26 protein-coding genes are annotated in these 26,742 nt (G+C 65.0%); 13 read left to right on the forward strand and 13 right to left on the reverse strand.

Annotated elements, in window-relative coordinates; all coding sequences use genetic code 11:
• The coding region (locus EBS11_RS24455; RefSeq protein WP_290607374.1) for a hypothetical protein at window positions 1-328 on the forward strand (328 nt) is incomplete at its 5' end.
• A gap of 6 nt (window positions 329-334) precedes the next feature.
• Here EBS11_RS24455 and EBS11_RS24460 read toward each other — a convergent pair.
• A complete protein-coding gene (locus tag EBS11_RS24460; RefSeq protein ID WP_290607376.1) occupies window positions 335-1,615 on the reverse strand; it encodes an MFS transporter in 1,281 nt (426 codons plus the stop codon).
• Window positions 1,616-1,723: 108 nt separating this feature from the next.
• Between EBS11_RS24460 and EBS11_RS24465 the strand changes: the two genes are divergently transcribed.
• Window positions 1,724-2,626 carry a LysR family transcriptional regulator gene (locus tag EBS11_RS24465; protein ID WP_290607378.1) on the forward strand — a complete coding sequence of 301 codons (903 nt, stop codon included), beginning with the start codon at window positions 1,724-1,726 and terminating at the stop codon, window positions 2,624-2,626.
• 31 nt (window positions 2,627-2,657) lie between these two features.
• Here the strand turns inward: EBS11_RS24465 and EBS11_RS24470 are convergent, their stop codons facing one another.
• From EBS11_RS24470 to EBS11_RS24485, 4 genes are all read right to left on the reverse strand, one after another.
• Window positions 2,658-3,530 (reverse strand): hypothetical protein, encoded by an 873-nt coding sequence (locus EBS11_RS24470; protein ID WP_290607380.1) that lies wholly within the window; start codon window positions 3,528-3,530, stop codon window positions 2,658-2,660.
• A gap of 19 nt (window positions 3,531-3,549) precedes the next feature.
• Window positions 3,550-4,338: a hypothetical protein gene (locus tag EBS11_RS24475; protein WP_290607382.1), complete on the reverse strand. Its 789-nt coding sequence runs from the start codon at window positions 4,336-4,338 to the stop codon at window positions 3,550-3,552.
• Complete coding sequence (locus EBS11_RS24480) at window positions 4,328-4,840, reverse strand: hypothetical protein (RefSeq protein ID WP_290607386.1); 513 nt, start codon at window positions 4,838-4,840, stop codon at window positions 4,328-4,330. The genes EBS11_RS24475 and EBS11_RS24480 overlap by 11 nt, the downstream gene beginning before the upstream one ends.
• A 106-nt stretch (window positions 4,841-4,946) precedes the next feature.
• On the reverse strand, window positions 4,947-5,240 hold the full coding sequence (locus tag EBS11_RS24485; RefSeq protein WP_010395442.1) for a DnaJ domain-containing protein: 294 nt from the start codon (window positions 5,238-5,240) through the stop codon (window positions 4,947-4,949).
• Between the two features lie 162 nt (window positions 5,241-5,402).
• On the opposite strand from EBS11_RS24485, the gene EBS11_RS24490 reads away from it, so the two are divergent.
• From EBS11_RS24490 to EBS11_RS24500, 3 genes are all read left to right on the forward strand, one after another.
• A complete protein-coding gene (locus EBS11_RS24490) occupies window positions 5,403-7,169 on the forward strand; it encodes a glutamine--tRNA ligase/YqeY domain fusion protein (RefSeq protein WP_290607389.1) in 1,767 nt (588 codons plus the stop codon).
• Window positions 7,170-7,394: 225 nt separating this feature from the next.
• Complete coding sequence (locus tag EBS11_RS24495; protein WP_290607392.1) at window positions 7,395-9,242, forward strand: CHASE domain-containing protein; 1,848 nt, start codon at window positions 7,395-7,397, stop codon at window positions 9,240-9,242.
• A gap of 193 nt (window positions 9,243-9,435) precedes the next feature.
• Window positions 9,436-10,227: a hypothetical protein gene (locus EBS11_RS24500; RefSeq protein WP_290607394.1), complete on the forward strand. Its 792-nt coding sequence runs from the start codon at window positions 9,436-9,438 to the stop codon at window positions 10,225-10,227.
• Window positions 10,228-10,314: 87 nt separating this feature from the next.
• Here EBS11_RS24500 and EBS11_RS24505 read toward each other — a convergent pair whose 3' ends face one another.
• From EBS11_RS24505 to EBS11_RS24520, 4 genes are all read right to left on the reverse strand, one after another.
• Window positions 10,315-10,554: a hypothetical protein gene (locus tag EBS11_RS24505; RefSeq protein WP_029496207.1), complete on the reverse strand. Its 240-nt coding sequence runs from the start codon at window positions 10,552-10,554 to the stop codon at window positions 10,315-10,317.
• A 241-nt stretch (window positions 10,555-10,795) separates the two neighbouring features.
• A complete protein-coding gene (locus EBS11_RS24510) occupies window positions 10,796-11,065 on the reverse strand; it encodes a hypothetical protein (protein ID WP_290607398.1) in 270 nt (89 codons plus the stop codon).
• Window positions 11,066-11,263: 198 nt separating this feature from the next.
• Entirely contained in the window at window positions 11,264-11,524 is a 261-nt protein-coding gene (locus EBS11_RS24515; protein WP_290607400.1) for a hypothetical protein, read from the reverse strand.
• A gap of 72 nt (window positions 11,525-11,596) precedes the next feature.
• Window positions 11,597-12,514 carry an SDR family oxidoreductase gene (locus tag EBS11_RS24520; protein ID WP_290607402.1) on the reverse strand — a complete coding sequence of 306 codons (918 nt, stop codon included), beginning with the start codon at window positions 12,512-12,514 and terminating at the stop codon, window positions 11,597-11,599.
• Between the two features lie 12 nt (window positions 12,515-12,526).
• Here EBS11_RS24520 and EBS11_RS24525 point away from each other — a divergent pair, with 12 nt between their 5' ends.
• The 5 genes from EBS11_RS24525 (at window position 12,527) to EBS11_RS24545 (ending at window position 17,458) form a co-directional block, all read left to right on the forward strand.
• On the forward strand, window positions 12,527-13,552 hold the full coding sequence (locus tag EBS11_RS24525) for a CDP-6-deoxy-delta-3,4-glucoseen reductase (RefSeq protein ID WP_290607404.1): 1,026 nt from the start codon (window positions 12,527-12,529) through the stop codon (window positions 13,550-13,552).
• A gap of 79 nt (window positions 13,553-13,631) precedes the next feature.
• On the forward strand, window positions 13,632-14,882 hold the full coding sequence (locus EBS11_RS24530) for an MFS transporter (RefSeq protein WP_290607406.1): 1,251 nt from the start codon (window positions 13,632-13,634) through the stop codon (window positions 14,880-14,882).
• A gap of 40 nt (window positions 14,883-14,922) precedes the next feature.
• Window positions 14,923-15,588 (forward strand): DUF1345 domain-containing protein, encoded by a 666-nt coding sequence (locus EBS11_RS24535; RefSeq protein WP_290607408.1) that lies wholly within the window; start codon window positions 14,923-14,925, stop codon window positions 15,586-15,588.
• 242 nt (window positions 15,589-15,830) lie between these two features.
• Window positions 15,831-16,208: an HPF/RaiA family ribosome-associated protein gene (locus EBS11_RS24540; protein ID WP_290607410.1), complete on the forward strand. Its 378-nt coding sequence runs from the start codon at window positions 15,831-15,833 to the stop codon at window positions 16,206-16,208.
• A 284-nt stretch (window positions 16,209-16,492) separates the two neighbouring features.
• Window positions 16,493-17,458: a GGDEF domain-containing protein gene (locus EBS11_RS24545; RefSeq protein ID WP_290607426.1), complete on the forward strand. Its 966-nt coding sequence runs from the start codon at window positions 16,493-16,495 to the stop codon at window positions 17,456-17,458.
• Between the two features lie 106 nt (window positions 17,459-17,564).
• Here EBS11_RS24545 and EBS11_RS24550 read toward each other — a convergent pair whose 3' ends face one another.
• On the reverse strand, window positions 17,565-18,179 hold the full coding sequence (locus EBS11_RS24550) for a DUF5610 domain-containing protein (RefSeq protein WP_290607412.1): 615 nt from the start codon (window positions 18,177-18,179) through the stop codon (window positions 17,565-17,567).
• Between the two features lie 143 nt (window positions 18,180-18,322).
• Here EBS11_RS24550 and sbcB point away from each other — a divergent pair, with 143 nt between their 5' ends.
• Window positions 18,323-19,771 carry an exodeoxyribonuclease I gene (gene sbcB, locus EBS11_RS24555; protein WP_290607414.1) on the forward strand — a complete coding sequence of 483 codons (1,449 nt, stop codon included), beginning with the start codon at window positions 18,323-18,325 and terminating at the stop codon, window positions 19,769-19,771.
• 144 nt (window positions 19,772-19,915) lie between these two features.
• Here sbcB and pyrF read toward each other — a convergent pair whose 3' ends face one another.
• The 3 genes from pyrF to EBS11_RS24570 all read right to left on the reverse strand — a co-directional run bounded on the left by pyrF (window position 19,916) and on the right by EBS11_RS24570 (window position 25,204).
• Complete coding sequence (gene pyrF, locus EBS11_RS24560; protein WP_290607416.1) at window positions 19,916-20,740, reverse strand: orotidine-5'-phosphate decarboxylase; 825 nt, start codon at window positions 20,738-20,740, stop codon at window positions 19,916-19,918.
• Window positions 20,741-20,866: 126 nt separating this feature from the next.
• Window positions 20,867-23,239 carry a pectinesterase family protein gene (locus tag EBS11_RS24565; RefSeq protein ID WP_290607418.1) on the reverse strand — a complete coding sequence of 791 codons (2,373 nt, stop codon included), beginning with the start codon at window positions 23,237-23,239 and terminating at the stop codon, window positions 20,867-20,869.
• A gap of 84 nt (window positions 23,240-23,323) precedes the next feature.
• A complete protein-coding gene (locus tag EBS11_RS24570; protein WP_290607420.1) occupies window positions 23,324-25,204 on the reverse strand; it encodes a glycosyl hydrolase family 28 protein in 1,881 nt (626 codons plus the stop codon).
• A gap of 227 nt (window positions 25,205-25,431) precedes the next feature.
• On the opposite strand from EBS11_RS24570, the gene EBS11_RS24575 reads away from it, so the two are divergent.
• Window positions 25,432-26,046 carry a LemA family protein gene (locus EBS11_RS24575; RefSeq protein ID WP_290607422.1) on the forward strand — a complete coding sequence of 205 codons (615 nt, stop codon included), beginning with the start codon at window positions 25,432-25,434 and terminating at the stop codon, window positions 26,044-26,046.
• 1 nt (window position 26,047) lies between these two features.
• Window positions 26,048-26,742 (forward strand): TPM domain-containing protein (locus EBS11_RS24580; protein WP_290607424.1); only part of this gene is annotated, 695 nt, incomplete at its 3' end.

Below are 26,742 nucleotides of genomic sequence, written 5' to 3' on the forward strand. Positions count from 1 at the left end.
GGCGCCGGCGGCGCCCAGCGCGGCCGACATCCTGGCCCAGGCCAGGCGCGACGTGGGCAGGATCGACAAGGAGTTGCGCAAGGAATTCCCCCAGCGCGGTGAACAAAAATTCGAGGATACGGCGTACAAGCGCATGCAGCAGGGCTTTGCCGACGCCTACGCGGCCGTGCCGCCGAAATGGTACGAGGCGTCCAGGATCGAGGAAGTGGGGGCGAACGAGGCCAGGGGCAGCCGCACCTACAAGATCACCAGCGCCCTGGGCACCCTGTGCGTGACGACGCGGGCGGGCAAGAATGGCGAAACGATGATCGGCAACTGCCCCAAATAGGAGGACTCAGCCTACGGCCTCGCGCGCGCCCAGCGGCTGCAGGTGGCGCAGGCGCAGGGCGATCAGCACGCCGCCGCCCAGGCACAGGCCCAGCATGGCGATGACGCCCGTCCAGCCGTCGAAGCCCCACATCATGCCCGAGGCGGAACCGATCAGGCTGGAACCGAGGTAATAGAACAGCAGGTAGAAGGCCGAAGCCAGCGCCTGCGGCGCGCGGGCCCGGCGGCTGACCCAGCTGCTGGCGATCGAGTGCGAGGCAAAGAAGCCGAAGGTGGCCAGCGCCATGCCGATAACGATCAGCGGCAGTGAATCGAACAGGGTCAATAATATGCCGGACAGCATCACCAACAGCATGATCCACAGCACGCCCCGGCGCCCCAGGCGGTCCACCAGGCGGCCCGCCCAGACGGAACTGAAGATGCCGATCAAATACAGGAAGGCCAGCAAGCCGACCGTGCTCTGACGCAAGCCGAATGGCGCGGCCAGCAGGCGGTAGCCGATGTAGTTGTACAGGCTGACGAAACAGCCCATCAGCACGAAGGCCAGGCAGAACAGCCACGGCAAGCCCCGGTCGGAAAAATGCTGCTTGACGGCATGCGGCAAGGCATTCCAGCCTTTGGTGCTGGGCACAAAATTCTTCGACGCGGGCAGGCTGCGCCAGAATTCCGCCGCCGCCAGCACGCCGGCCACGCCCAGCACGCCCAGGGCCCAGCGCCACGACAGGAAATCGCTGAGCATGGACGCCACCAGCCGTCCCGACATGCCGCCGAACGCGCTGCCGGCAATGTACAAGCCCATGGACAGGCCCAGGGACGGGCCTTCGATTTCCTCGCCCAGATACGCCATGGCCACGGCCGGCATGCCGCCAAGTGCAATGCCCAGCGCGGCGCGGATGGCCAGCAGCTGCGCGTAATCCTGCGCGAAGGCGGACAGAATGGTCAATATTGCGGCGGAAAACATGGACGCCACCATCAGCGGCTTGCGGCCCACCCGGTCCGAGACGGCACTGAGCAGCACCAGCGAGATGGCCAGCAGGCCGCTCGACACGGAAAGGGACCAGCTGCTCTGCGCGGGGGTCAGGTGAAACTGCTGCGACAGCAGCGGGAACAGGGGCTGGATGCAGTACAGCAGGCTGAAGGTGGAAAAGCCGCCGAAGAACAGGGCGCGGTTGCTGCGCTTGAATTCGGCAGTGCCCTTGGCGATGGCCGCGCGGGGCGCGGGGGCAGCGGGAGCAACCGGGATGGCGGATGACGTGGCGGGGGCAAAGGCAAGCGATGAATCAGACATGGCCGTGTTTCGGGAAAGAAGCGAGTCTTCATCTTAGGATTGCCAACTCATATCGTCCAATATATATTTAAGGCCCAACTCATACTTTAAAACGATTACTGGACGAATATGGAACTGCGCCACCTGCGTTATTTTGTCGCCGTCGCCGAAGAGCTGCACTTCACGCGCGCAGCCGAACGCCTGCACATCGGCCAGCCGCCCCTGAGCCAGCAGATCCAGGCGCTGGAAGCGGAACTGGGGGCGCAGTTGTTCGAGCGCAACAAGCGCTCCGTGCGGCTGACGCAGGCGGGCACGCTGTTCCTCGACGATGCGCGGCGCATCCTGGCCCTGTCGGAGCAGGCGGCCGTGACGGCACGCCGGGCCCAGCGGGGCGAAGCGGGCGAGCTGCGCATCGGCTTTACCTTTTCCACGCCGTTTACGCCGTATTTCGCCACCGTCATCAACCGCTACCGCCAGCAATTCCCGCACGTCACCTTGACCCTGCACGAAATGGCGACATTGCATCAGCTGGAAGCGATCTCGGGCCGGACGATGGACCTGGGCTTCGTGCGCCCGCCGGAAACGACGTATCCGGACGACATCCGCCTCACGGAGTTGCGCCAGGACCCGCTGTTCCTCGTCCTGCCCGTGGCCCATGCGCTGGCGCGCAAGGACAGCATCGCGATTACCGACATGGCGGGCGAAGGCTTCGTCATGTACCCGAAGGATGCGGGCACGGGGATCTATCCGCAGATTTTCCGCCTGTGCAAGGCGGCCGGCTTCGTGCCCCAGGTGGCGCAGGAAGCGGGCGAAGCGTCGACCATCATCGGCCTGGTGGCGGCCGGCTGCGGCATTTCCGTGCTGCCCGCCTCGTTCGACCGCATCCGCATGGATGGCGTGTGCTACCGCCCCATCGCCGACCCGCAGGCGACGACCAGTCTGTTACTTGCACAAAGGGAAGAAGAGACGTCGCCGCTGGTGGCGGCGTTCGTCAAGCTGGCCGAAGAGGCGGCCATGGAAGGAAAGGCATAGGCCGGCGCGTGCCGGCCCATGGGAACCGCGCTTACGAGTAGTCGGCGTCCAGTTCGGAACCCGCATAGTTTTCCAGGTCCTCGAACAGGCTCTTCATGCTGGCCCGCGTGAGGATCTTGTGCACCACGGTGCAGCTGCGGCGGTAGGACTCGATGCGGTCGAGCAGCACGGGATGGTGCTGCACGGGCACCTTGGCCACCAGGGCGGCCCAGCCTTCCTCGAAGTCGGGCTTGTTCTTGCGCACGGAACGCACGAAACGCTCGAACTCCTTCTGGCCCGTGCGCGCCACGATGCGCCCGCCGCCTTCGATGGCGAAGATGATGGCCAGGGCGATGACGCCTTCGGCGTTCAAGTCGCTGTCGCTGACGGGACCGTTGTCGTGGTGGCGGCGCAGCCAGCTGGCCAGGCGCACGACGGCTTGCACTTCCTTGCGCTGTTGCAACTGCAACGCATACTTTTCATAGCCGGCCCAGTTCTGGTTCGGGTCGGCCTGGCAAATATCGATGAACAGCTCGCGCAGGCGGCGCGCAAGATACACGGGGTCCTGGTCGTATTCGCCGACGAGGGCGTCTTCCGGCAGCTGCGCCAGGTCCTTGATCAGGCGGAAACCCACCTGGAAGGCGTGCTCGGCGCCATGCTCGACGAGGAAGTCGAGGGCGGCCTGATCGCCTTCGTGCGTGACGGCCTGTTCCAGGCCCAGCGACACGCCGCCCACCGTCAGGTACAAGGCCTTCTGGATGCCGTCGGCCGTGCGTTCATTCGTGAACTTCTCGGCCACCATGGCCGTGATGCCCGTCAGTTCGTCGGCCAGGTTCAGGGCCGCGTCCTCGCGCGGGTCGTTCGGCAACAGCTTGATGGCGCGCACGAGGCGCGGAAGATTCTCTACAACAATTGCTGGCAGCATCAGTCGTTCCCTGCTTTCATCACGAGAAAATGCCCGTGCCCAGGCTGCGGCGCGTGCTGGAACGTGGCGCGCTGCGCGTGCTCGGCACTTGCTTGCGCAGGCGGTACAGCAATTCCTTGGTACTGCGCTGCAGCATGGTCGGCTCTTCGTCCGGGTCGTCCGAGTATTCCGCGTCGGCCAGGTCGGCGCTGTGGCGGAAGTCGGGGAACAGCTCGAACAACGAGCGGTCCCAGCCGTCTTCATTCGCCTGCGCCAGTTCGATGGCCAGCGGCACGATGTCGTTGTCGGACGAGGTCACGCCCGTCACGTACGGTCCCTTGATGACGATCTCGCCCGCCACTTCGAGGATTTCCTTCGGCGCCATCGAGAACAGGATGGCGAACGCCGTCGCGCCCCAGTCCGTGGCGGACGCTTCGAGCAGCAGCTCGCGGCGGCGCTCGGCGTCGTCGGTGGAAAACACGACGCCGTGGATGTGCGCGAACAGCGCCTCGGCGATGCGCTCGGGATCGTCCTCGATCTGATCGTCGCTCCAGGTGGCGGCGATGAAGGCCAGGCTGTCGGCCCAGGCCTTGGGCGGCACCAGCAGGGTCGCCAGCGACATCTTGCCGCCGTCGAAACCGGCCAGGTGCAGCGCCGTCACCTGCGGCGGGATGGCGCTCAGCACTTCCACCACGGCCAGGTCGCCGTACTGGTCGGCCGCGTCGGCAAACGCCTGCTCGGCGTGGCCCAGCGAGCCCGACAGCACCAGTTCCGTGACCTGCCTGGTCAGCGCGGGAAGATTGCTTTTTTTGTCGTCATTATCGGCCATGGTCATCTCCATCCTGGTCAAACATCTGGGCGAAATCGTCGGTGGCGGCGTCTTCGTCATGCTCGTCGTCGCCGTCGTCATTGGCAGCCAGCTGGTCGAGCGACTGGTCGTCGTCGTCCCACAGGCGCGGGTTCTTGTGCAGGAAGGCCGTGATGATGGCCTGGCGCGCCAGGTCGGGGAAGCTGTCCTCGATGGCGGCGTACATCTTCGCCGCTTCCGGGTCGGCGCACGAGGCCATGGCAAATACGCGGGCCGGGTCGCCGAACTCGTAGTCCTCGCTTTCGGCCAGCAAGCCTTTCGGGTCGCTGAAGCTGATGTAGTCGACCAGCGCGAAGGCCAGCATGTTCACGTCTTCGATGCCGCCGCCGCTGGCGTACTCGCCGACCAGCGCGTCGACCATGCTTTTATAGTTCTTGCGGTTCGGCGGGTCGCCGAGGATGCCTTCGATCTGGCCTTCCAGCTCGCGCGACTGATACGCGAATTCAGGGTGTACTCTTCTCATGCTGTGCTTTCCAATGTGATGCGCGGTACTTTTGCATAAAGGCAAAAGCACCATTGTTTGTTGTTTTTCAAATCATCCGGGCTGTACCGAACAGCCGCCAGCGTGCTCAGTCGGCGGGAAGGACCGTGCCGTGGAGGCGGAACACGCCGCACCACAGGGCATAGGCTTCCGCTTCCGGATCGATGATGATGCGGTGGTTCACGCTCTGGTCGTATTCGGCGCGCTTGGCCGGGTCGGCCAGGATCTCATACGCCTTGGTCACGCTCTTGAAGCGGGCCTCGGCGCCGGGGGCCTGGTTGCGGTCGGGGTGGAAGCGCATGGCCAGCGAACGGTAAACCTTCTTGATTTCATCGTCGCTGGCATTGGGCGCGACACCGAGGACGTTATATAAATTTTCCATATGAGGCTCCGGGGTCACGTTTTGTTTGCTAATTAAAGGCGAATTATCCTATAGAACGGCGTCCGCGTCCCTTGCATGCCGGGAAATGGGGGCAAATACGTGCTTATAAAGCGCTTGCGGTACGGTAAAATGCCTTTTACTGTCACTCTTTCGCATTGATCAATGAGCAACGATAAACCGAATACCGCCGCGCCAGCGCTGGCGCCCAATTTCTTGCGTAACATCATCGAAGCCGACCTGGCTGCCGGCACCCACGTGCGTCCCGGCCTGCCCCAGGTGATCACGCGTTTCCCGCCGGAGCCGAACGGCTACCTGCACGTGGGCCACGCCAAGTCGATCTGCGTCAACTTCGGCCTGGCGCGCGATTACGCCGGCCAGTGCAACCTGCGCTTCGACGACACCAACCCGGCCAAGGAAGAGCAGGAATACGTCGACACCATCATGGACAGCGTGAAATGGCTGGGCTTTGACTGGGAACCGAAGCAGGCCGATGGCCAGAGCCACCTGCACTATGCGAGCGACTATTTCGACCAGCTGTACGCCATGGCCGAATACCTGATCACGGCCGGCTTCGCCTACGTGGACAGCCAGAGCGCCGAAGACATGGCCGCCAACCGGGGCAATTTCGGCCAGGCCGGCAAGAATTCGCCATTCCGCGACCGTCCCCGCGACGAATCGCTGGCCCTGTTCCGCGCCATGAAGGCGGGCCAGTTCAAGGATGGCGAGCACATCCTGCGCGCGAAGATGAGCGAAGATGCCATGAGTTCGCCGAACATGAACTTGCGCGACCCGGCCATCTACCGCATCCGCCATGCGCACCACCACCGCACGGGCGACGCCTGGTGCATCTACCCGATGTACGACTACACGCACCCGATCTCGGACGCGCTGGAAAACATCACGCATTCGATCTGCACCCTGGAATTCCAGGACCACCGCCCGTTCTACGACTGGCTGCTGGAAACCCTGGCCGCCGGCGGCTTCTTCCAGCAGCCCGTACCGCACCAGTTCGAGTTCTCGCGCCTGAACCTGACCTACATCGTCACCAGCAAGCGCAAGCTGCGCCAGCTGGTGGAAGAAAAGATCGTCGACGGCTGGGACGACCCCCGCATGCCGACCCTGGTGGGCATGCGCCGCCGCGGCTACACGCCGGAAGCCATCCAGCTGATGTGCGAACGCACGGGCGTGACCAAGTCCGACGGCTGGATCGACTACAGCGTGCTGGAAGGCTGTTTGCGCGAAGACCTGGACCCGAAGGCGCCGCGCACCGTGGCCGTGCTGCGTCCGTTGAAGCTGATCATCGACAACTTCCCCGAAGGCGAGAGCGTGGAATGCACGGCGCCCGTGCACCCGCACTTCCCGGAGCGGGGCTTGCGCACCTTCCCCATCTCGCGCGAGCTGTGGATCGAGGAAGACGACTTCATGGAAGTGCCGAACAAGGGCTATTTCCGCCTGTATCCGCCCATCGACGACAAGCCGGGCAGCCGCGTGCGCCTGCGCTACGGCTACGTGATCGAGTGCACGGGCTTTGACAAGGATGACAACGGCAAGGTCATCGCCGTGCATTGCACCTACTTCCCGGACAGCAAGTCGGGCACGGAAGGCAGCGCCAACTACAAGGTCAAGGGCAATATGCACTGGGTCAGCGCGCCGACGGCGATTGCCGCCGAAGTACGCCTGTACGACCGCCTGTTCACGGACCCGCAGCCGGACGCGGGCGGCAAGGACTTCAAGCTGGCCCTGAACCCGCTGGCCAAGGACGTGGTGCAGGCGTGGCTGGAACCGGGCGCGGAACTGGCCCAGCCGGAAGAGCGCTTCCAGTTCGAGCGCCACGGCTACTTCGCGGCCGACCGCGTGGACAGCCAGCCAGGCAAGCCCGTCTTCAACCGCATCGTCACCCTGAAGGACAGCTGGCAGCCGGCCAAGTAAGCCGCCAATACGCCGCCAGCTTGCCCACGAAAAAAACCGCTACGGCGGTTTTTTTTGTTTCAGCGATATATATCGCCAGGGAAATATTGCCTGTTGACTACATTGGCGATAGTTTTGTATATTGTGCAGCTATTGAGCAATTTGCAATTGGCGTAGCGTTTATGCAAGCAGCACAGCCACCGCCCCACAGGCGGCACCCGATTCCTCTTCCTGATGCGGATTGCGATGTCTTCTAATGCTGGCGAGCAACAGCCCTCCCCTGAAAAAAGACCGCTGTGGCTGCTCGGCTTTACCCTGTCGCTGATGGTGGGCCTGCTGTTCTACATGGCCGTTTCGCTGTCCATCGAGAGCGACGCCAGCGACATGTTCAACAACCTGGCGCGCAATACCCGCCACAACATCGAATCGCGTGTCCAGTCGTATGCCAACCTGCTGCGCGGCGCGGCCAGCCTGTTCCGCGCCAACGAGCACGTGAGCCGCGAGCAATTCCACCGCTACGTGGCGAACATGGCATTGCAGCAAAACTATCCCGGCGTCATGAACCTGAACTACAGCCGGGACCTGGACGAAGCGCAGCGCCCCGCCTTCGAGGCGGCCATGCAGCGCGACTATCCGCCCGGGCGCGACGGCTATCCCGCCTTTGCCATCCACCCCACGCCGCCCCGTGCGCACTATTCCGTGCTGGTGTACATCGAACCCATCGCCAGCGCCGCGGACAAGTACGGCTACGACATCGCCTCGCGGCCCCTGATCGCCGAGGCGCTGGCGCGGTCGCGCGATACCGGGCAGATCAGCAATTCCGGCGTGCCCGTGCCGATGGAAGGCCGTCCCCAGCTGACGGGCATGGCCATGCGCCTGCCCGTGTACCGGCTCGGCATGCCGACCGAGACCGTGGCACAGCGGCGCGCGGCCCACCTCGGCTCCGTCGGCATCGGCTACGACCTGGTGGCGATGATGCGCAGCGCGCTGGCCGACATGCCGGTACGCAATGTCCGCCTGACCCTGTTCGATATCGGTCCGCAGGCGCGCGCGCCGCTGGACTTGCCGCACGACATGCGCCCCATCTTCGACAGCACGGCGGCGGGCCTGCACGCCCCCTGGTGGCAGCCCGGCAATTCGGGCAAATACCTGAGCAGCACCATGCTGATCGAGCACAATGGCCGCGTCTGGCAAGCGCTGTTCAGCGTGCGCAAGAGCGACCTGTACACGCGCTTCGATGCCTTTTTGCCATGGCTGGCCCTGCTGACGGGCTTTGCCAGCGCCATGCTGCTGTATATCCTGTTCCACACGCTGTCATCGTCGCGCCGGCGCGCCATCCAGATGGCGAAGGGCATGACGGAAGAGCTGCGGGCCAGCCAGATCCGCTTGCAGCTGTCGCACCAGAAACTGCGCCGCCTGGCGGCCCACGCGGACCAGATCAAGGAAGAGGAACGCAAGCGTATCGCGCGCGAAATCCACGACGACCTGGGACAGAACCTGCTGGTGCTGCGCATCGACGCCGACATGCTGGCCTCGCGCACGCAGCGGCGCCATCCGCGCCTGAACGCCCGCGCCCGCTCCACCCTGGAGCAGATCGACGCCACCATCAAGAGCGTGCGGCAGATCATCAACGACTTGCGCCCTACCGTGCTCGACCTGGGCGTCAACGCGGCCGTCGACTGGCAGGTGGCGCAATTCCGCCTGCGCACGGGCATCGCCTGCGAAATCAGCGAAAGCCATGACGACATCTGCCTGAGCGACCAGTGCGCGACGGCCCTGTTCCGCATCCTGCAGGAATCCCTGAGCAATATTTCCCAGCATGCCAATGCCAGCCGCGTGCAGGTGAAGCTGGAAAAGTGCCGCGACACGGTGTCGATGAGCATCAGCGACAACGGCGTGGGCGCCGCCATCGACGGACGCAACAAGCTGGGCTCGTTTGGCCTGGTGGGCATCGAGGAGCGCATCAAGTTGCTAGGTGGCACGTTTTACATCGAAAGCAGTCCCGGCGCGGGCATGAGCGTGCACGTCAGCGTGCCCCTGGGCGCCGACGCCACCCGCTTCCCCTACCAGGAAGACAGCCGCGCCAGCGCCTGAGGGCGGCCACGTCCCGAAGCGAGCAGAGCTTGCGTATTTTGTGATTAGATGCAATATTGATGTAGAACAATTAGCCTGGCAGTCATGGCCCAGGCGCCCTTCCACCTGCCAGGAGTTCCCGCCACCAGCCAGCCATTCTTCGCCGTTTTTCCTCACGCAGCGCTTTTACGATACCCACGACTAAAGGACACTCATGGACACGAACGACAGTTTCAAGGCAATTGCCGATTTGAATTTGGACGCGATCAAGGTCAAGCTGATGCACCGGGAATCCGGCGAGGGATGGAGCCTGGAGAAGGCGAATGCGGTGGAATTCGAGTACCGCCGCTTCCTCATCCTGATGAAGCAGTTTCCCCAGGAAGAAACGGCGCCGCTGATGGATGTCGATACCTTCTGGCACTATCACATCCTCGACACCCTGAAATATGCGGCCGACTGCGAACAGGTCTTCGGCTACTTCCTGCACCATTTCCCCTACATCGGCCTGCGCGGCGAAGACGACGCAGCGGCGCACGTGCGCGTGGGCGAGCGCATGAAGGAACTCTACGAGCAGACGTTCGGGGAAGCTTATATCCGCGCAGAAACGGCGTATTCGGGACGGGCCGTGCAGGCCGCGTATTCGGGACGCGCGGTGCAGGCTGCCTATTCGGGGCGGGCCGTGCAGGCGGCTTATTCGGGTCGTGCCGTGCAGGCCGCAGCGTCGAGCGACACGGCGACGGCGTACTCGGGACGCGCCGTGCAGGCGACCGCCTATTCAGGCCGGGCCGTGCAGGCGGCCTATTCGGGCCGGGCGGTACAGGCTGCGTTTTCCAGCGCGGCGGTGCAGGCGACGGCGTACTCGGGCCGTGCGACCGGCGCTGCCAGCACCGCATTTTCCAGCGCGCCCGGCACTCTGGCCGCGGCGGTGGTCGAGTCGTCCTCGACTGGCCTGGAAACGGGGCGCTTCTATCTCGATCGTCCGGCACTGAGCCCGGAATCGGCATAGAACAGCGGAACGCAGATTTGGCTGCCGCACGCGGCAAGCCTGACATACCCAGACGGCACCTCTCAGTTTGCCGTCTGTCAGGCGCTCTTAGGCAGCCATCAGTTCGCGCAGTTCACGAATGCTGAAATCGCTGATTTCATGCATGCGGATGAGGATCGTGGCGCCGATCGGCAAGGTATTGTGGCGAATCTTGCTGATGACAGGTGGCGCCACTTCCAGAGCACGCGACAGGGCGGCATCGTTTTTCAGCTGCAGCTTGTCGATGATCGCATCGAGGACGCGATTCGGGTTGTAGGTAGGCAAAGAGGTAATTTGTTTGAGAGACATGATCAAAATCCGTACTTGTTGTATTACTGCACAAAGAAACCGAATGTCTCCTTTGCAATAATTCAGGGTAAACACACTAAAAAGCGCCATCACTTATGCGGCGTTTCGGCCACAAACAATATAATACACGCTATTGTTGATTTTTGCGTAACTTCAAGCAAAATTGTGATAATTGAAGAGAATTGACGCACTTGGAATGTGCTAGAGGATAACTCAATTTGGAAAAATTTGCTGCAAGTCATCAATTTTTACGTTGAGGAACACTGCTGTGCATCAGCCAGGCGAGGGCCATGAGGGTGCCCAGGCGGGCCATTTCCGCTGACAAATGCCAGCCTTGCGCGGCCACGCTGGCCGGCGTGGCGCGCAGGCCGGCATCCACGCCGCCGCGGATGCGGCACCAGGCCAGCTGGCGCCGGATTTCCGCCGGAGGTGGCGGCGGCAGCAGCGCATGTTCGCGGCGGCGCATGTAGGCACGCACCTGCTCCTTGCTGGGATGACTGATGGGATGCATCGCTTGCTCCTGCCGGCCGGACACATCGTCGCGTGCTTGGCTGTCCAGCCCGCCACAATTAGATGAAACGCGTGACGACATTGCTCACCATATCGCCCGCCCGCCACGATGCGTTTGCGCTGCATCAATGGCAATGCCCCGGTGTTGCGCCGGGGCCCGCATGCTGCCATGCCAGCGGCACCCGGGCCGCCGTCCGCATCACTTTTTCTGCTGGCGCACGCGCTGCTGCTGCTTTTCCTGCGTCTGCTGGCGGTTCTGCTTGCGCTCGAACAGGGTCACCGCATCCTTCTTGGCTTGCTCGACGGTGCGCATGGCCTCGTGCGCGTCGTGCGGCACGAAGAATTCGGCATCCTGGGCCGCCACCACCAGCTTGATGGCGGCGTCGTCGTCGAGGTCGTACAGTTCGGTCAGGACGGTGGTGACCTCGTCCAGGTATGCTTCATAAGTGAGGGTGGTCATGCTGTCTTCCTTTAGTGTATGGGGCGCCGCACCATCGCCGTGGCGTGGATGGCGCGGAGATAACCGGCCATTTTACCCGATGCGGGCCCCGCCGGCTGCCATGGCCTGCAAGGCATCGGCCACGCGCCGGTAGCGCAGGCGCACGCCCAGCTCGCGCCGGATGCGCGTATTGTCCAGGCGGCGAGACTCGGACATGAACGACAGCAGCATCGGCGTGACCGCTTGCCGCAGCTGTTCGCGGGGCAGGCGGGGCGGGCGCGGCAGGCCGAAGGCGTCGGCCACGGCATCGAAATACTCGGCCATCTTCAGTTCGCTGTCGTCGCTGGCGTGATACACGCGGCCCGGCCGGCCCCGCCAGATGGCCCGCTCGATGATGCGCGCCAGGTCATCGGCATGGATGTGGTTGGTGTACACGTCGTCGCCGGCGGCCAGCGCCGGCGTGCCTTCGCGCAGGCGCTTCAGGGGCAGGCGGTCCTCAGCGTAGATGCCGGGCACGCGCAGGATGGCCACCGAGGCGCCGCGGCGCGCGCCCCAGCCGCGCAAGACCTGTTCCGCATCCACGCGCCGCTTCGCGCGCGCATTGGCGGGCGCCACGGGCCGCGTTTCGGCCACCACGGCGCCGCCGCAATCGCCATAGACGCCGCTGGTGCTGACATACACCAGGCGCCCATGCTCGGGTAAAATGGCGGCCAGATTGCGCGTGCGCCGGTCCAGCAAGCCCGAGGACAGGGGCGGCGCCAGGTGCACGACGGTGGCCGCCAGGCCCGCCAGCCGGCGCAGGCTGGCAGGCTCGTCCAGATTGGCCACGATGGGCACGGCACCGGCCGCCCGCAGCTGCGCACAGCGCGCCGGCTGGCTGGTGACGGCAAAGACGCGGAAGCGCCCGCGCAGCAGGGGCAGCAGCCGCATGCCGACGTCGCCGCAACCGAGGATCAGCAGGCGCGGCAGGCCTGCCCGCTTGCGCAATGATGGCATTAACATATTTTTCATCTCAAGGATTGTATGACTTTTCAAGTTACTGTTCAGCCCAGCGGCCACCAGTTCAGCTGCGAAGCGGACGAAACCGTGCTGGCGGCGGCGATACGCGCCGGCGTGGGCTTGCCCTACGGTTGCAAAAACGGCGCCTGCGGCTCCTGCAAGGGCAAGGTCGTATCCGGCAGCGTACAGCACAAGGCGCACCAGCAGCGCGCCCTGACGCCGGAAGAGGAAGCGGCGGGCTTTTCCCTGTTCTGCTGCGCCACGGCAAGCGCCGACCTCGTCATCGAAGCGCGCGAAGTGGCCGGCAGCAGCGACTATCCGATCAAGAAAATGCCGTCGCGCGTGACGACGATAGAAAAAGTCGCCCCCGACGTCGTCGTGCTGACCCTGCAGCTGCCCGCCAGCGAGCGCCTCAACTACCGCGCCGGACAGTATATCGAATTCATGCTGCGCGACAACAAGCGCCGCAGCTACAGCATGGCCAGCGCGCCCGCCGATGGCGGCCCCGTGACCCTGCACATCCGCCACATCCCGGGCGGCCTGTTCACCGACCAGGTATTTACGACGCTGAAGGAACGCGACATCCTGCGCTTCGAAGGCCCGATGGGCACCTTCTTCCTGCGCGAGGACAGCGACAAGCCCGTCGTGCTGCTGGCCTCGGGCACGGGCTTCGCTCCCCTGAAAGCCATCGTCGAGCACATGATCAACGAAGGCTCCACGCGGCCGATCACCCTGTACTGGGGCGGCCGCCGCCCGCAGGACCTGTACATGGATGCCCTGTGCCGCCAGTGGGCCGCCGACTTGCCGCAGTTCACTTACGTGCCCGTCGTCTCGGACGCCTTGCCGGAAGACGCGTGGAGCGGCCGCACGGGCTTCGTGCACCAGGCCGTCATCGCCGACCTGCCCGACCTGTCCGCCCACCAGGTGTATGCCTGCGGCGCGCCCGTGATGGTCGAATCGGCCAAGCGCGACTTCGTGCAGCACTGCGCGCTGCCGGAAGACGAGTTCTACGCGGACGCCTTCACCACCGAAGCCGACCTGGCCAAGTAAGCGTCACCCTCCAGGCAGCGGGGCGCGGCTGGTGCGGCGCCCCGCTGCCGCCACCGCCCCGCTGTTTCCTGGAAACCTCATGTCTCTCGCCATCCTGCGTCACCGCAACTTCGCCTGCTATCTTTCCGCCCGCGTGCTGGGCACGCTGGCCGTGCAGATGCAAAGCGTGGCCATCGGCTGGCAGGTGTACCAGATCACGGGCAGCCTGTTCGACCTGGGCCTCATCGGCCTGGCCCAGTTCGCCCCCTTCCTGCTGCTGATCTTGCCCGCCGGCCACGTGGCCGACCGCTACAACCGCCGCAACATCATCGCCTGGTGCCTGGCGGCGCAGCTGGCCTGCGCGCTGGCCCTGCTGGCATTCACGCTCAGCGGCCTGTCCATCGTCTGGCCCGTGTTTGCCGTGCTGGTGCTGTTCGGCAGCGCGCGCGCCTTCATGATGCCGGCCACGCAGGCCGTGCTGGTGAACATGGTGCCGACGGAACACTTCAGCCGCGCCGTGGCGCTCAGCTCGTCGAGCTCGCACGTCGCCATCATCCTCGGCCCCACCCTGGGCGGCCTGCTGTACTACTTCGGCCCCAAGGTGGTGTATCTGCTGTCGTCCGCGCTGCTGGTGCTGTCCGTGCTGCTGATGCGCGCCACCACGCCGGCGCCGCAGGTGGTGAAACGCGAACCCGTCAGCTGGCACACGCTGCTCGAAGGCCTGCATTTCGTCTGGTCCAAGCCCATCGTGCTGGGCGCCATCTCGCTGGACCTGTTTGCCGTGCTGTTCGGCGGCGCCACGGCCCTGCTGCCGGCGCTGGCGCACGACGTGCTGCACACGGGACCCGGCGGCCTGGGCCTGCTGCGCACGGCGCCGGGCGCCGGCGCCGCACTGTGCTCGATCGTGCTGGCCATCTTCCCCATCACGCGCCGGGTGGGCGCCTGGATGTTCGGCGGCGTGGCCGTCTTCGGCCTGGGCACCCTGGTGCTGGGCAGCACCAGCTATTTCCCCCTGGCCCTGGCGGCCCTGTTCCTCATGGGCGCCGGCGACATGGTCAGCGTCTACATCCGCCACCTGCTGGTGCAGTTCGAGACGCCCGACGAGATCCGCGGCCGGGTCAGCGCCGTCAATTCCGTCTTCATCGGCGCCTCGAACGAGCTGGGCGAATTCGAATCGGGCCTGACGGCCGGCTGGTTCGGCCTCGTGCGCGCGGTGCTCTTCGGCGGCGCCGCCACCCTGGCCGTGACGGGCCTGTGGGCCGTACTGTTCCCCGTGCTGTCGCGCATGGACCGCTTTCCCCACCATGCCAAGGAGACGGCGGCCAGGGAGGCCACCAGCGCCGCAAGTTAAGGGATAAGATGCGCTATCCCAACTGATGCATCCAGGCGCCATGAAAATCACGCTCCCCTTCCGCAGCTTCATCCGCAGCCGTCCCCACCTGAGCCTGGCCACGGCCATCGGCGTGGCGGCCGGCCTGCTGCTGCCCTCGTCCTGGCAACAGCTGACGCGCCTGCTGACGGCGTGGAACGTGGCCGTCTGGTTTTACCTGGCCACCATGGCCTGGATGATGATGCGCGCCAACCACCACCGGGTGAAGGCGATCGCGGCGCGCCAGGATGAGCGGGCGGCCACGGTGCTGTCGGCCCTGTCCGTGGCGTCCGTGATGAGCCTGGTCGCCATCGTCTCGCAGCTGTCGGCCATGAAGGACATGACGCCGGACGCGCGCGCCCTGCACTACGGCCTGACCATCCTCACGCTGGTCGGTTCCTGGTTCCTCGTCGGCACCCTGTTCTGCTTTCACTACGCCCACCTGTACTACCAGGCCGGCGCCGGCCCGCGCCCCCTGAAGTTTCCCGACGACGAGCAAAACCCCGATTACTGGGACTTCCTGTATTTCTCGTTCACCATCGCCGTGGCCGTGCAGACGTCGGACGTGACCGTGCAGACGCGGCTGATGCGGCAAATCGTGCTGGGGCAATCCGTGCTGAGCTTTTTCTTCAACCTGGTGGTGCTGGGCCTGTCGATCAATATTGCGGCTGGTCTCATCAATGGCTAAAACCCGGCCAAAAAACTTCATCAGGGAAACTTGACCTGGATGCAGGGTTAAGCGCATCTTAATCGTGCAGACCCCTTGAAATTGTGGAAACTGGAGTAAGATGGGTTACGTAAGACAGGTCATGTACAGGGGGCAAGTACATGAGGCAAGAACCAGGCGCCGACGCGCCCCGGCAGCGGATTTCGCCACTGCCATGCACGGCGCCTGAGATGGGTTTTTTTTGAATTGACAGGAGTAAGCATATGCAAATCAATATTCATACCGACAGCACCATCGCCAACACCGCTGGACTGAACGAACATGTGCAATCCGTACTTGAAAGCGCACTGAGCCGCTTCCGCGACAACCTGACCCGCATCGAAGTCCACCTCAGCGACACCAACGGCCCGAAAGGCGGCGCCGACGATATCCGCTGCGTCATGGAAGCCCGTGTTGCCGGTTATCAACCAATCGCCGTCACCGAGCAAAACGCCACCGTGCACCAGTCCGTGGCAGGCGCCACCGACAAACTGAAACGCGCCATCGATAGCGCCCTGGGCCGCCTGCACGACAGCAAGCGCCACGCCACCGGCAAGAATGCCGTGATCGATGCGACGGAAGCGGAAGAAACCGCCGAGTAATTCCCACCTGCAACACCAGCCAGAGACGAGGCAGCCGTTCAAGGCTGCCTTTGCGCATCTGGCACCCCCGCACCTGGCGCCCGCTTGCGCCTTCCCCTCGCGACAACATCCATACAAAAACAGCAAGCATTTCAGCTTGCTAACACGACAAGGAAATAATTGTCGTATTTCCCATAGAAAGTGATCGCGAGCAAGCCTTTGCCGTTACGGTCAAGGCCGCTTTAAGCTATCATGAAGCTACCGTCGCGCCGCATGCGCGGCACCGGCTTTTGGAAAGTGTGATTGTGGAACAGATCGGCAACTTCGGCGCTTCGGGCTGCAACATCGGCGATTTACAGCTATTTCGCGATGGGGCGGATAGCCGGACGGCCGCCATGCTGGCGCCCTGCCCCGTCATGCGCCTGGAAGCGGGCGATGCCATCACCGACACGCGCGGCGCCAGCCTGTACATCGTCCTGCGCGGCTCGCTGGCCGTGGCCGCCGACACCCACACGGGCATGGATGACGGCACCGTCAGCAAGGTCTTGCCCGGCGAAAGCGTGGGCGAACAGTCCGTGCTCGACGAAGCGAGCAACCTGGCCGCCATTTCCGCCCTGGAAGAAACCGACTTGCTGGTGATCGACGCGGCCATCGTGTGGGAATTGATCGAGCAGTCGAACGGCCTGGCGCGCAACCTGCTGCGCCTGCTGTCCTTCCGCATCCGCGCCGCCAACGCCCTGCTGCGCCGGCGCCAGAAGCTGGGCGAGTTCTACCGCCAGCTGTCGATGGTCGACAGCCTGACGGGCCTGTACAACCGCGCCTGGCTGACGGACTTGCTGCCGAATATGATCGTCACGGCCCACGGCAGCGGCGCGCCCCTGTCGCTGGTGATGATAGACCTCGACCATTTCAAGCGCTTCAACGACACGCACGGCCACCAGGCGGGCGACCAGGCCCTGCGCATCGCCGCGCAAGTGCTGGGCGCGGCCCTGCGCCCCACGGACTTTGCCGTGCGCTATGGCGGCGAGGAATTGATGGTGATCTTGCCGGACACCAACGAAAAAGTGGCCCTGCTGGTGGCAGGGCGCCTGTGCGAACGCATGCAGCAAGCCGTCATCTTCGGCGACATGCGCAGCCCGTTGCCGCACATCACGGGCTCGTTTGGCGTGGCCAGCCTGGCGCCGGAACAGGACGACCATGGCCTGATCGCGGCGGCCGACGCGGCGCTGTACCGCGCCAAAGCTTCAGGCCGCAACCGCGTAAGCACCTGATAAAAAGCCCATGGCGTCGTTACATTGCCTCGTCGTACATTCGTACTGCCTTCGGCAATGCGCCTAGCCCTGGACATTTTCTCAGGCGCTTCCGCCGTAATAGTGATCAGGCAGCCTTGCTGTCGGCAGGCTTGGCGGCGTCATCCTTCTTGCCGCCGTGCGCGGCGACGAAATCCGCATAGCCCTTCTGCACCAGCGCATACGTCTTGTCGATATTGCTGGCGATATCGCCGCCCAGCACCTTCAGGCCGCCGAGGATGTCGCGCGCCTCCTTGAAGCCTTTTTCCATGCCGCCGCTGATGGTGTCCATGAACTTCGTCAGGGCCGTATCGTCGTCCAGGCCGGGATTCTGCTTCTTGAAGGCGTCAAAAAATCCCGTCGACAGCGAGACGATGCGGTTCGCCGTCGCTTCGGCGCTGTTGTCCTGCGACGCCGCGTTCTGGATGGCATCGTCGCCGTACTGGCCCTTCAGCGCTTCATTGATGTTGGTGATGGCCGTCTTGTACAGCAGCGCCAGCGGCTCGTTTTCCGAGCCGATGGACACGTTCAGCGACGCCTGCATGATGGACGCGTTCAACTGCAGCCTGCTGCGGTCGTTCACGCTCATTTCCGTGTTGCTGGCATCCTTTTGCTGGACTTTGTCATCCTTGCCGGCAACAGCCGTACTGACGGAAGTCACGGAAGGGGCGGAATTGCCGCTAGCGGCGATGGGAATTGACACGATAAGCCTCCTTGAACGGGCAATATATGCCACCATGCGGGAAACGCCATGATGACCATCCTCTCGTGTAGTATCGGCAGGTTTTCAGAAAACTGAAGCGGCCCGGATAACCAAGATAACAATTAAGCAAGCAACGACCATCAATGACTAACCAGACTTTCCTTTGGCACGACTACGAAACCTTTGGCGCCCAGCCGCGCCGCGATCGCCCGGCCCAGTTCGCGGCCATCCGCACGGATGCCGACCTCAACGAGATCGGCGAACCCATCATGCTGTATTGCCAGCCTGCCAATGACTTCCTGCCCGACCCGCAATCGTGCCTGATCACGGGCATCACGCCGCAGCAGTGCTTGCAGCTGGGCGTGCCCGAGCACCAGTTCGCCGCCACCATCGAAGCGGCCTTCTCGGAACCGGGCACCATCGGCGTGGGCTACAACACCATCCGCTTCGACGATGAAGTGACGCGTTTCTTGTTCTGGCGCAATCTGATCGACCCGTATGCGCGCGAATGGAAGAACCATTGCGGCCGCTGGGACATCCTCGACGTCGTGCGCATGACGCACGCGCTGCGCCCGGACGGCATTCAATGGCCGAAGCGCGACGATGGCCAGACCAGTTTCAGGCTGGAGCATTTGAGCAAGGCCAATGGCCTGGCCCACGAAGCGGCGCACGATGCGCTGTCCGACGTGCGCGCCACCATCGCCCTGGCCCGCCTGATCAAGGAAAAGCAGCCGAAGCTGTTCGAATTCTGCCTCGCCCTGCACAAGAAGGACAGGGTCGCCAGCGAAATGGGCATGCACCTGGCCGCCGGCGAGCGCCAGCCCTTCCTGCACGTGTCCGGCATGTTCCCCGCCGAACGGGGCTGCCTGGGCGTCGTCTGGCCGCTGGCCACGCACCCGAGCAACAAGAACGAGATCCTCGTTTGGGATTGCGCCTACGACCCGCGCGAGCTGTTCGAACTGGACGCCGACACCATCCGCACGCGCCTGTTCACGCGCAAGGATGCCATGCCGGAAGGCATGACGCGCCTGCCCGTCAAGAGCGTGCACCTGAACAAGTCGCCCATGCTGGTGGGTAATTTAAAGACGCTGTCGCCCGCCATGGCGGCGCACTGGGGCATCGACGTGGACGCCGCGAAGGTCAACGCGCAATTCGCCGCCGCGGCGCCGAACATGGACGCCATCTGGGCCGAAGTCTTCCAGCGCCCGGGCGCCACTACCTCCCTGGACGTGGATGAAGATTTGTACAACGGTTTCGTCAGCAACGACGACCGCCGCCTGCTCGAATCCCTGCGCCGCGAAACGCCGGCCAAGCTGGCCACGGCCCGCCCCTCGTTTGCCGACGAGCGCCTGCAGGAACTGCTGTTCCGCTACCGCGCCCGCAATTTCCCGCAAACCCTGAGCGAAGCGGAAAGCCTGCGCTGGGAACAGCACCGCGCCGCCCGCCTGTTCGACGGCGACGGCGGTGCCCGCACCATCGAAATGCTGTTTACGGAAATCGATACCTTGTCGGAATCGGTGGATGAGCGGGGAGAAGAGATTCTCGGTGAACTGTACGACTATGCGGAGATGGTCGCGCCCATGCGGGATTAGTTGCACCCAACCAAACCTGCTGCGCGTCGGCATAGGCGGCCTGCGATGCTCACCGTACGCCAGTACGGTTGCGCTTCTCGGCCACCTCTTCCTTCCGCTCGCTACGGTTTTGTCGGGTGCTGTGAGGCTGGCTGTCTCTCGTTCTTATACCGAACGATGGGCATTGATCGCATCGCGCGTTTCGATGGCCACGCGGCGGGCCGCGTCGGCGAAGTCTTCGCCCGCCTGCGGCGTGGCGTAGATGATGGCGCGCGAGGAGCTGATCATCATGCCCATGCCATTGGCCGTCTGGCCCGCGCCGACGGTGGCGGCGATGTCGCCGCCCTGGGCGCCGATGCCGGGCACCAGCAGCGGCATGTCGCCGACGATGGCGCGCACCTGCGCCAGTTCTTCCGGGAAGGTGGCGCCGACGACGAGCGCGCACTGGCCGTTCTTGTTCCATTTCTCCGCCACCAGGCGCGCCACGCGCTGGTACAGAGGCACACCGTCCGTGTCGAGGAATTGCAGGTCCGAGCCGCCCGGGTTCGAGGTGCGGCACAGGATGATCACGCCGCGGTCTGCCCACGCCAGGTAGGGGTCGAGCGAATCCTCGCCCATGTAGGGATTGACGGTGACGGCGTCGGCGCCGTAGCGTTCGAACGCTTCGCGCGCGTACTGCGTGGCCGTGGCGCCGATGTCGCCCCGTTTCGCGTCGAGGATCAGGGGGATGTGCGGGTAGTTCTCGCGCACGTAGCGGCAGATATCTTCCAGCTGCTTTTCCGCGCCCAGGGCGCCGAAATAGGCGATCTGCGGCTTGAAGGCGCAGGCCAGGTCGGCCGTGGCATCGATGATGCGCGTGCAAAAGGTGGTGATTCCATCGGGCGCGTCGCGCAATTCCGCCGGCAGTTTCGCCAGGTCAGGGTCCAGGCCCACGCACAGCAGGGAATTATTGGCCGTCCATGCGGCGGATAATTTATTGATGAAATTCACGGCACACCTTCTCTATATTCAGTTGCAAACCCCGTATTGTAACGCGGCGCGGGTGCGCCACGACAGCGCCGCGCTTCCTTGCAGGCCAGCGCGGCGCGGTGAGCGGGCGCTTACGCCCGTGCGGACCTAGTTGCCGTTGCCGGGCCCGGTGTTGCCATATTCAAACAGGCGGTTCGCCGGCAAGGTGCCCGACGGCACGGAGCTGTAGGGACGCGTGGCCGTCGATTCGCCCCACGGATCGGCCTTGCGGATATGCTCGCCCAGTACCGAGTTGCGGATGACCACCTGGCCATTCGGCGACGTGGCGCCATACGCGGCCAGGCTGGAGACGCCCTCGTCCCAGGCGCGGCCCAGGTAGATCTGGCCAACCGGCGTGCCCGTTTCCGCCGTGAAACGGCTATTCGTGATGAGGAAGCCGTAGCTGTTGCGGTAATCCGTGCTGGCCGCCGTGACATAGCCATTGCCATTGCCCGTGTTCAGGGTATGGATGGTGCAGTTGTCCAGCACGGCCGTGCCGCGCCCGAAGATGAAGTCCACGTCGCCCTCGATGTAGCTGTCCTTGACGTAGACGCGCGAAACCTGGTCGACGTTGCCGCTCTTCATGTAGAACGTGTCCTGGTGTCCCAGCAGGCGCACGTTTTCCAGCACGATCTTGTCGCCCTGCGTCATCAGGGCCACGGCCGACTGGTTGCTGCCGGCAAAGCTGCCCTTCACGTAATCGTTCGCGAACGTGATGTTTTTCGCCTGGAAGTCGGCCGCATTCACGGCAAAGGTGGCGCTGCCGCTGGTGCCGATGGGGTTGGCGGGCGAACTGTTGCACTTGTTGCCATTGGTCTTGGACGCATCGACGGTCGGGTTGCCGTTGTTAAACACGATCACCGTGTGCGAGGCGTCGCTGTCGAGGCTGTACAAGCGGATGGCCGGCGTGCCGCTGCTGGGCAGGCACACGGTTTCGCGGTAGGTGCCCGGCTTGATGCGGATAAACACGGGCGGCACTTTATTGCCCAGCGCAACGGCCGCGTCCATGGCAGCCTGCACCGTGACGAAATTGCTGGCATCGCTCTTGCCGGCCGCATCCACGGTGAATTGCGCCGTGAAGGTGCTGACGTCGCCGACACCGGCCGTCGGGTCCCAGTTATCCACCGGCAGGGAGCTCATGGGCAGGCTCTTGCCCCCTTGCGCCAGGTATTTCACGGGCGTCAGCGGGGCTGCCGCCGCCGCGTCGAGCTGCGGCCGCGTTGCCGTCGACGCGACCACGGGCGATGCCACCACGGTGGTGTTGGTGCAGTCGGCGGCGCTGGCGCAGCTGGCGCCGGTGCCCGGCGTCACGGTGTTGACCAGGCTGCCCGCGGCGCTTGCCACGGCGGTGATGCGCACGCTGGCCGTGGCGCCCACGGCCAGTCCGGCCGGCACGCTGCAGTTGATGCTGGCGCCCGGCGCGCCGCAGGTGGCGCCCGCCGGCGTCACCGTCACGCCGCTGGCACTGCCCGCCAGGCTGTCGCTCAGGGTCAGGGCGGCCGTCGTCGGCCCCGTGCCGCTGTTGACGGCCTTGATGGTCCAGGTGACGGTATCGCCCACGTTGGCCGTGGCCTTGTCGGCCGTGCTGGTGACGAGCACCTTGGGCGCGATGGACGCCGTCACGCTGGTGCTGGCCGTGCACACGGCGGGCGTAGCGCAGCTGGCGCTGGCGCCGCCCGGCACGACGGACGCGACGAGGCTGCCCGCCGCCGCCGCGTTCGCCGTCACGAGCACGCTGGCGCTGGCGTTCGGCGCCAGGCCGGCGGCGATACTGCAGTTGAGGCTGGTGCCACTGATGGGGGCGCAGCTGGCGCCCGTGGCCGTCACGCTGGTGCCGCTGATGCCCGCAGGCAAAGTGGCTGCCAGGGTGACGACGCCCGTCGTGGCGGCATTGCCGCTATTGGCGGCCTTGATGGTCCAGCTCAGCTTGTCGCCGACGATGGCGCTGGCCTTGTCCACGCTGGCCGTCACGCTGACGTTCGGCAGGGCTGCCACCGTCACGTCCGTGGCCGTGGCGCAGGCGGCCGGCGAGGCGCAGGCGGGCGCGTCCGGGCCGCTGGCCACGACGCTGCTGGCCAGCCTGGCCACGTCCGTGGCCGTGGCGGACAGCACCACGCTGGCGCTGGCGCCGGCGGCCAGGCCCTGGGGCACGGTGCAGGTGAGCGTGCTGACGGCCGGGCCGCAGGTGGCGCCCGTGGCCGTCACGCTGATGCCGCTGATATTGGCCGGTACGCTGGACACGAGGGTCACGACGCCCGTGGTGGCGCCCGGCCCCTTGTTGCTGGCGGTCATGGTCCAGGTGACCCTGTCGCCTACCGACGCGGCGGGACGGTCGACGCTCTGGCTCACCTGCACGGCAGCCAGGAGGGCGACCGGCGCGGCGCTGTCGCTGCTGCCGCCGCCACAGGCGGACAGCGCCAGCAAGGCGGGCATGGACGACAGGATCGCCGCCATGCGGGATTTCTTGATATCTGCAAACACTCTGATCTCCTTATTTATGATGGTCTTGCTCGGTACAACATCCGGCGTCTGCGCGCCGTTGCGGATGCGTTGCTGCCGGCCCGCTCACGGCATGGACATGGGGGCGTTGCTGGCAGGAAAATCGACGAAGGCGGCGCTGCAGTCATGGGGGGCGGCCTGGGCACTGCGCCGGTCCGTCACGGTGAACTGGTTCACGCCCGCGGCGGCGGTCAGCACACTGGCAAACGAGACGGGCCCCGGGCCCATGGCCAGCGCCGCATTCGACGGCACGGCCTGGCTGATCTTCGTCGCGACCCAGCCCGGCAGGCTGTCGAAGACGACGTTGTCGAAAGTCAGGTTGTAGAGGGGATTCGTCTGCGTGGCCGACTGGTAGCCGCGCAACAGCAGCAGGGCCTTGTTGCCGTTGAAGCGGGAGCCGGGCGTGTCCAGGTAGCGGAAGTTGCGCACGGTGATGTCGTGCAGGTTCGGCAACAGGGGCGTCTTGGCGTCGGCCGCGTCGCCGTAATAGCTGTCGATGGCGATGGGCTGCTGCACGCGGCGCGCGCACATGCCGTCGACGGTGACGTTTTTCACTTCGCCGCCGCGGCTGTCGTCCGTCTTGATGCGGAACCCGCTGGTGGCGCCGATGTCAAACCCGTCGATGGCCAGGTCACGGATGCTGACGCCATCGACATGGCTGTCCGTCTCGCTGCCGATCGACATGCCGTGCGTAAAGTACATGCGGTTGTGCCAGATACGCAGGTTCGCCACGGGACCGATCTTGCTCGTGTGCGATTTGACGGCGATGCCGTCGTCGCCCACGCTGATGTGGTTGAAGGCGATCAGCACGTTCTTCGACTGGCCCGGGTCGATGCCATCCGTATTCTTCACCGTTTCGGGCGTGAAACAGGTGCTGGGCGTGCTGACATTGGGCGTGCCGGAGACCACGGGCATGCTGACCGCGGGACAGGCATAGCCGGGCACGGAATACTCGAGCGAAGGCGACAGCACCTTCGCATCCCACACGGTCAGGCCGTCGACGCCGCTGGACACGAGGTGGAATTTCGGCCCGTTCTGCAGGCTCAGCCGGTAGACGGTGAAATTGCTGCCATTGTTCACCTGCACCAGGCGGGGATTGTTCTGGCTGGACATGGCGCTGCCGCCCGTCTTCGTCAGCGCGCCCACGTCCCACCAGCTGAGCTTGCCCGCGTAGGCGCCCGACGTCAGCACGGCGCCGCCCCGCCCGTCGACCACGCCCTCGCCATACAGGCCATTGCCGTTCGGTGTGGTGGTCAGCAAGGCCAGGCAGCCATTGTCGCTCGCCGACGCCTCGCCGCAGGCATTCTTGCCGGCGATCTGGTAATCGGCGGGGCGGCGCGACGCGAACAGGGTCACGCCGCCATCGATCCACAGGCTGACGGACGACGGCAGGGTCAGGGGGCCGGACAGGAAGGCATTCTGTCCCTGCGCGCCGGCCACCAGCCTGACGGCCTGGCCGGCCGGGCACGCCGTCAGGGCCGCCTGCAGGCGTGCCGCGTCGGGCTGCGAGGCATCCGCCGCCGCATCGATGGCCGCGTCCAGCAAGCCGGCCGCATTTTTGACCAGGACGGCCGGCACACTGGCGCACACCTTGGCGGGCATGGCCGGCTCCAGTCCCGCCAGGGCTGCATCGGCGCGGGCGGCGGCCGGCCACAGGGATGCGGGTGTCGGCACGGGCGTGGGCACGGGCGTCGGAGTGGGGGTCGGTGTGGGTGTGGGCGTGGGCGTCGGCGTCGGGTCCGGCGCCGGGGTGGGCGTCGGCGTGGGGACCGGTGTCGGCGTGGGTGTCGGTACCGGCGTGGGCGTGGGCGCCACGGCCACGGGTGCCTGCGTCACGGCCGCGCTGCCGCCGCCGCAAGCGGTCAGCACGGCGCCTGCGGTCAGGCTGGCCAAGACGATCGAGGGCATGGCGCGGCGCGGGCGCCGCGGCGTCAGGGGTGTCTGCATGGGTGTCTCCAACCTTGATTTGTTGATATGTTTTTACCTAATATATCACAATGACATATCTGATATATCAATTATTTCTATGTGGTAATTTCCCCACGCAAACGCCACGCCAGCTGGCAGGACGGGATGGCGGCGCGGCAAAAGCAGCGGGCGGGCTTATGAAACCGACATCTGCGGCCGTTTCAGGTATATTTGCCTCACCTCCCTCACTCTGCACGGAACCCATCATGCAAATCACCAATCAATTCACCAAATGGCTGCGCCTGGCGCTGAGCGTCACCGTCCTGGCCGGCATCCTGACGGGCTGCGGCTACAACGATTTCCAGAGCAAGGACGAGGCCACCAAGGCCGCGTGGGGCGAAGTGGTCAACCAATACCAGCGCCGCGCCGACCTGATCCCCAACCTGGTGAATACGGTGAAGGGCTATGCCACGCATGAAAAGGACACGCTGGAAGCGGTGACCAAGGCACGCGCCGCCGCCACCAGTTTCCAGATCACGCCCGAGGTGCTGAACGACCCGGCCGCGTTTGCCAAGTTCCAGCAGGTGCAGGGGCAGCTGTCGTCGGCCCTGTCGCGCCTGATGGTGGTGTCCGAGAAATATCCCGACCTGAAGGCCGACACCAGCTTCCGCGACCTGCAGTCGCAGCTGGAAGGCACGGAAAACCGCATCACCGTGGCGCGCCAGCGCTACATCGCCGCCGTGCAGGATTACAACGTGCATGCGCGCAGTTTCCCGAACAACATCACGGCCATGATCTTCGGCTACAAGGTCAAGCCCTCGTTCACGGTGGAAAATGAAAAATCCATCTCGACCGCGCCAACCGTCGACTTCGGCAAATAAGATGAAAGCCTGGTCCTCCCTCGCGGCGCTGTGCACGGCATTGCTGCTGTGGACAGCCTTGCCCGCCGGCGCCCAGGATCTCGTCCCCGTGCCGCCGCTGGCGGCGCGCGTGACGGACGACGCCGGCATGCTGGACGCGCAGCAGAAAGCGGCACTGGAAGGCGTGCTGGCCGACTACGAAGCCAAGACGGGCAGCCAGATCGCCGTGCTGCTCGTCAAGAGCACGGCGCCCGAGGCGATCGAGCAGTACAGCATCCGCGTGACGGATGCCTGGAAGCTGGGCCGCAAGGGCGTCGACGACGGCGTGCTGCTGATGGTGGCGAAAGACAATCCCCCGGCCCTGCGCCGCCTGCGCATCGAGGCGGGCCGCGGCGTGCAGGGCGTGCTCACGGATGCCCAGTCGAAACGCATCCTGCAGGACGTCGTCGCCCCGCATTTCAAGCAGAACGATTTCTATGGCGGCCTGGTCGCTGGCGTGGGGGCGATTGCCACCCTGCTCAACCAGGAGCAATTTCCCGCCCCGGCGCAGAAACAGGCGCCGGCCACGGTGGAAGCGGGCGGCCTGACCTTCTGGCTGCCCCTGCTGTTCTTCGGCTTTCTCGTCGTGCTGACCCTGTTCCGCTCGCGCGGCGGGCCCAACCGCCTGCAGCGTGGCAGCAACTGGTCCAGCGGCGCCACGGGCGTGGTGCTGGGCAG

This window comes from Janthinobacterium sp., from assembly GCF_009923995.1.
Taxonomy (GTDB): Bacteria; Pseudomonadota; Gammaproteobacteria; order Burkholderiales; family Burkholderiaceae_D; genus Janthinobacterium.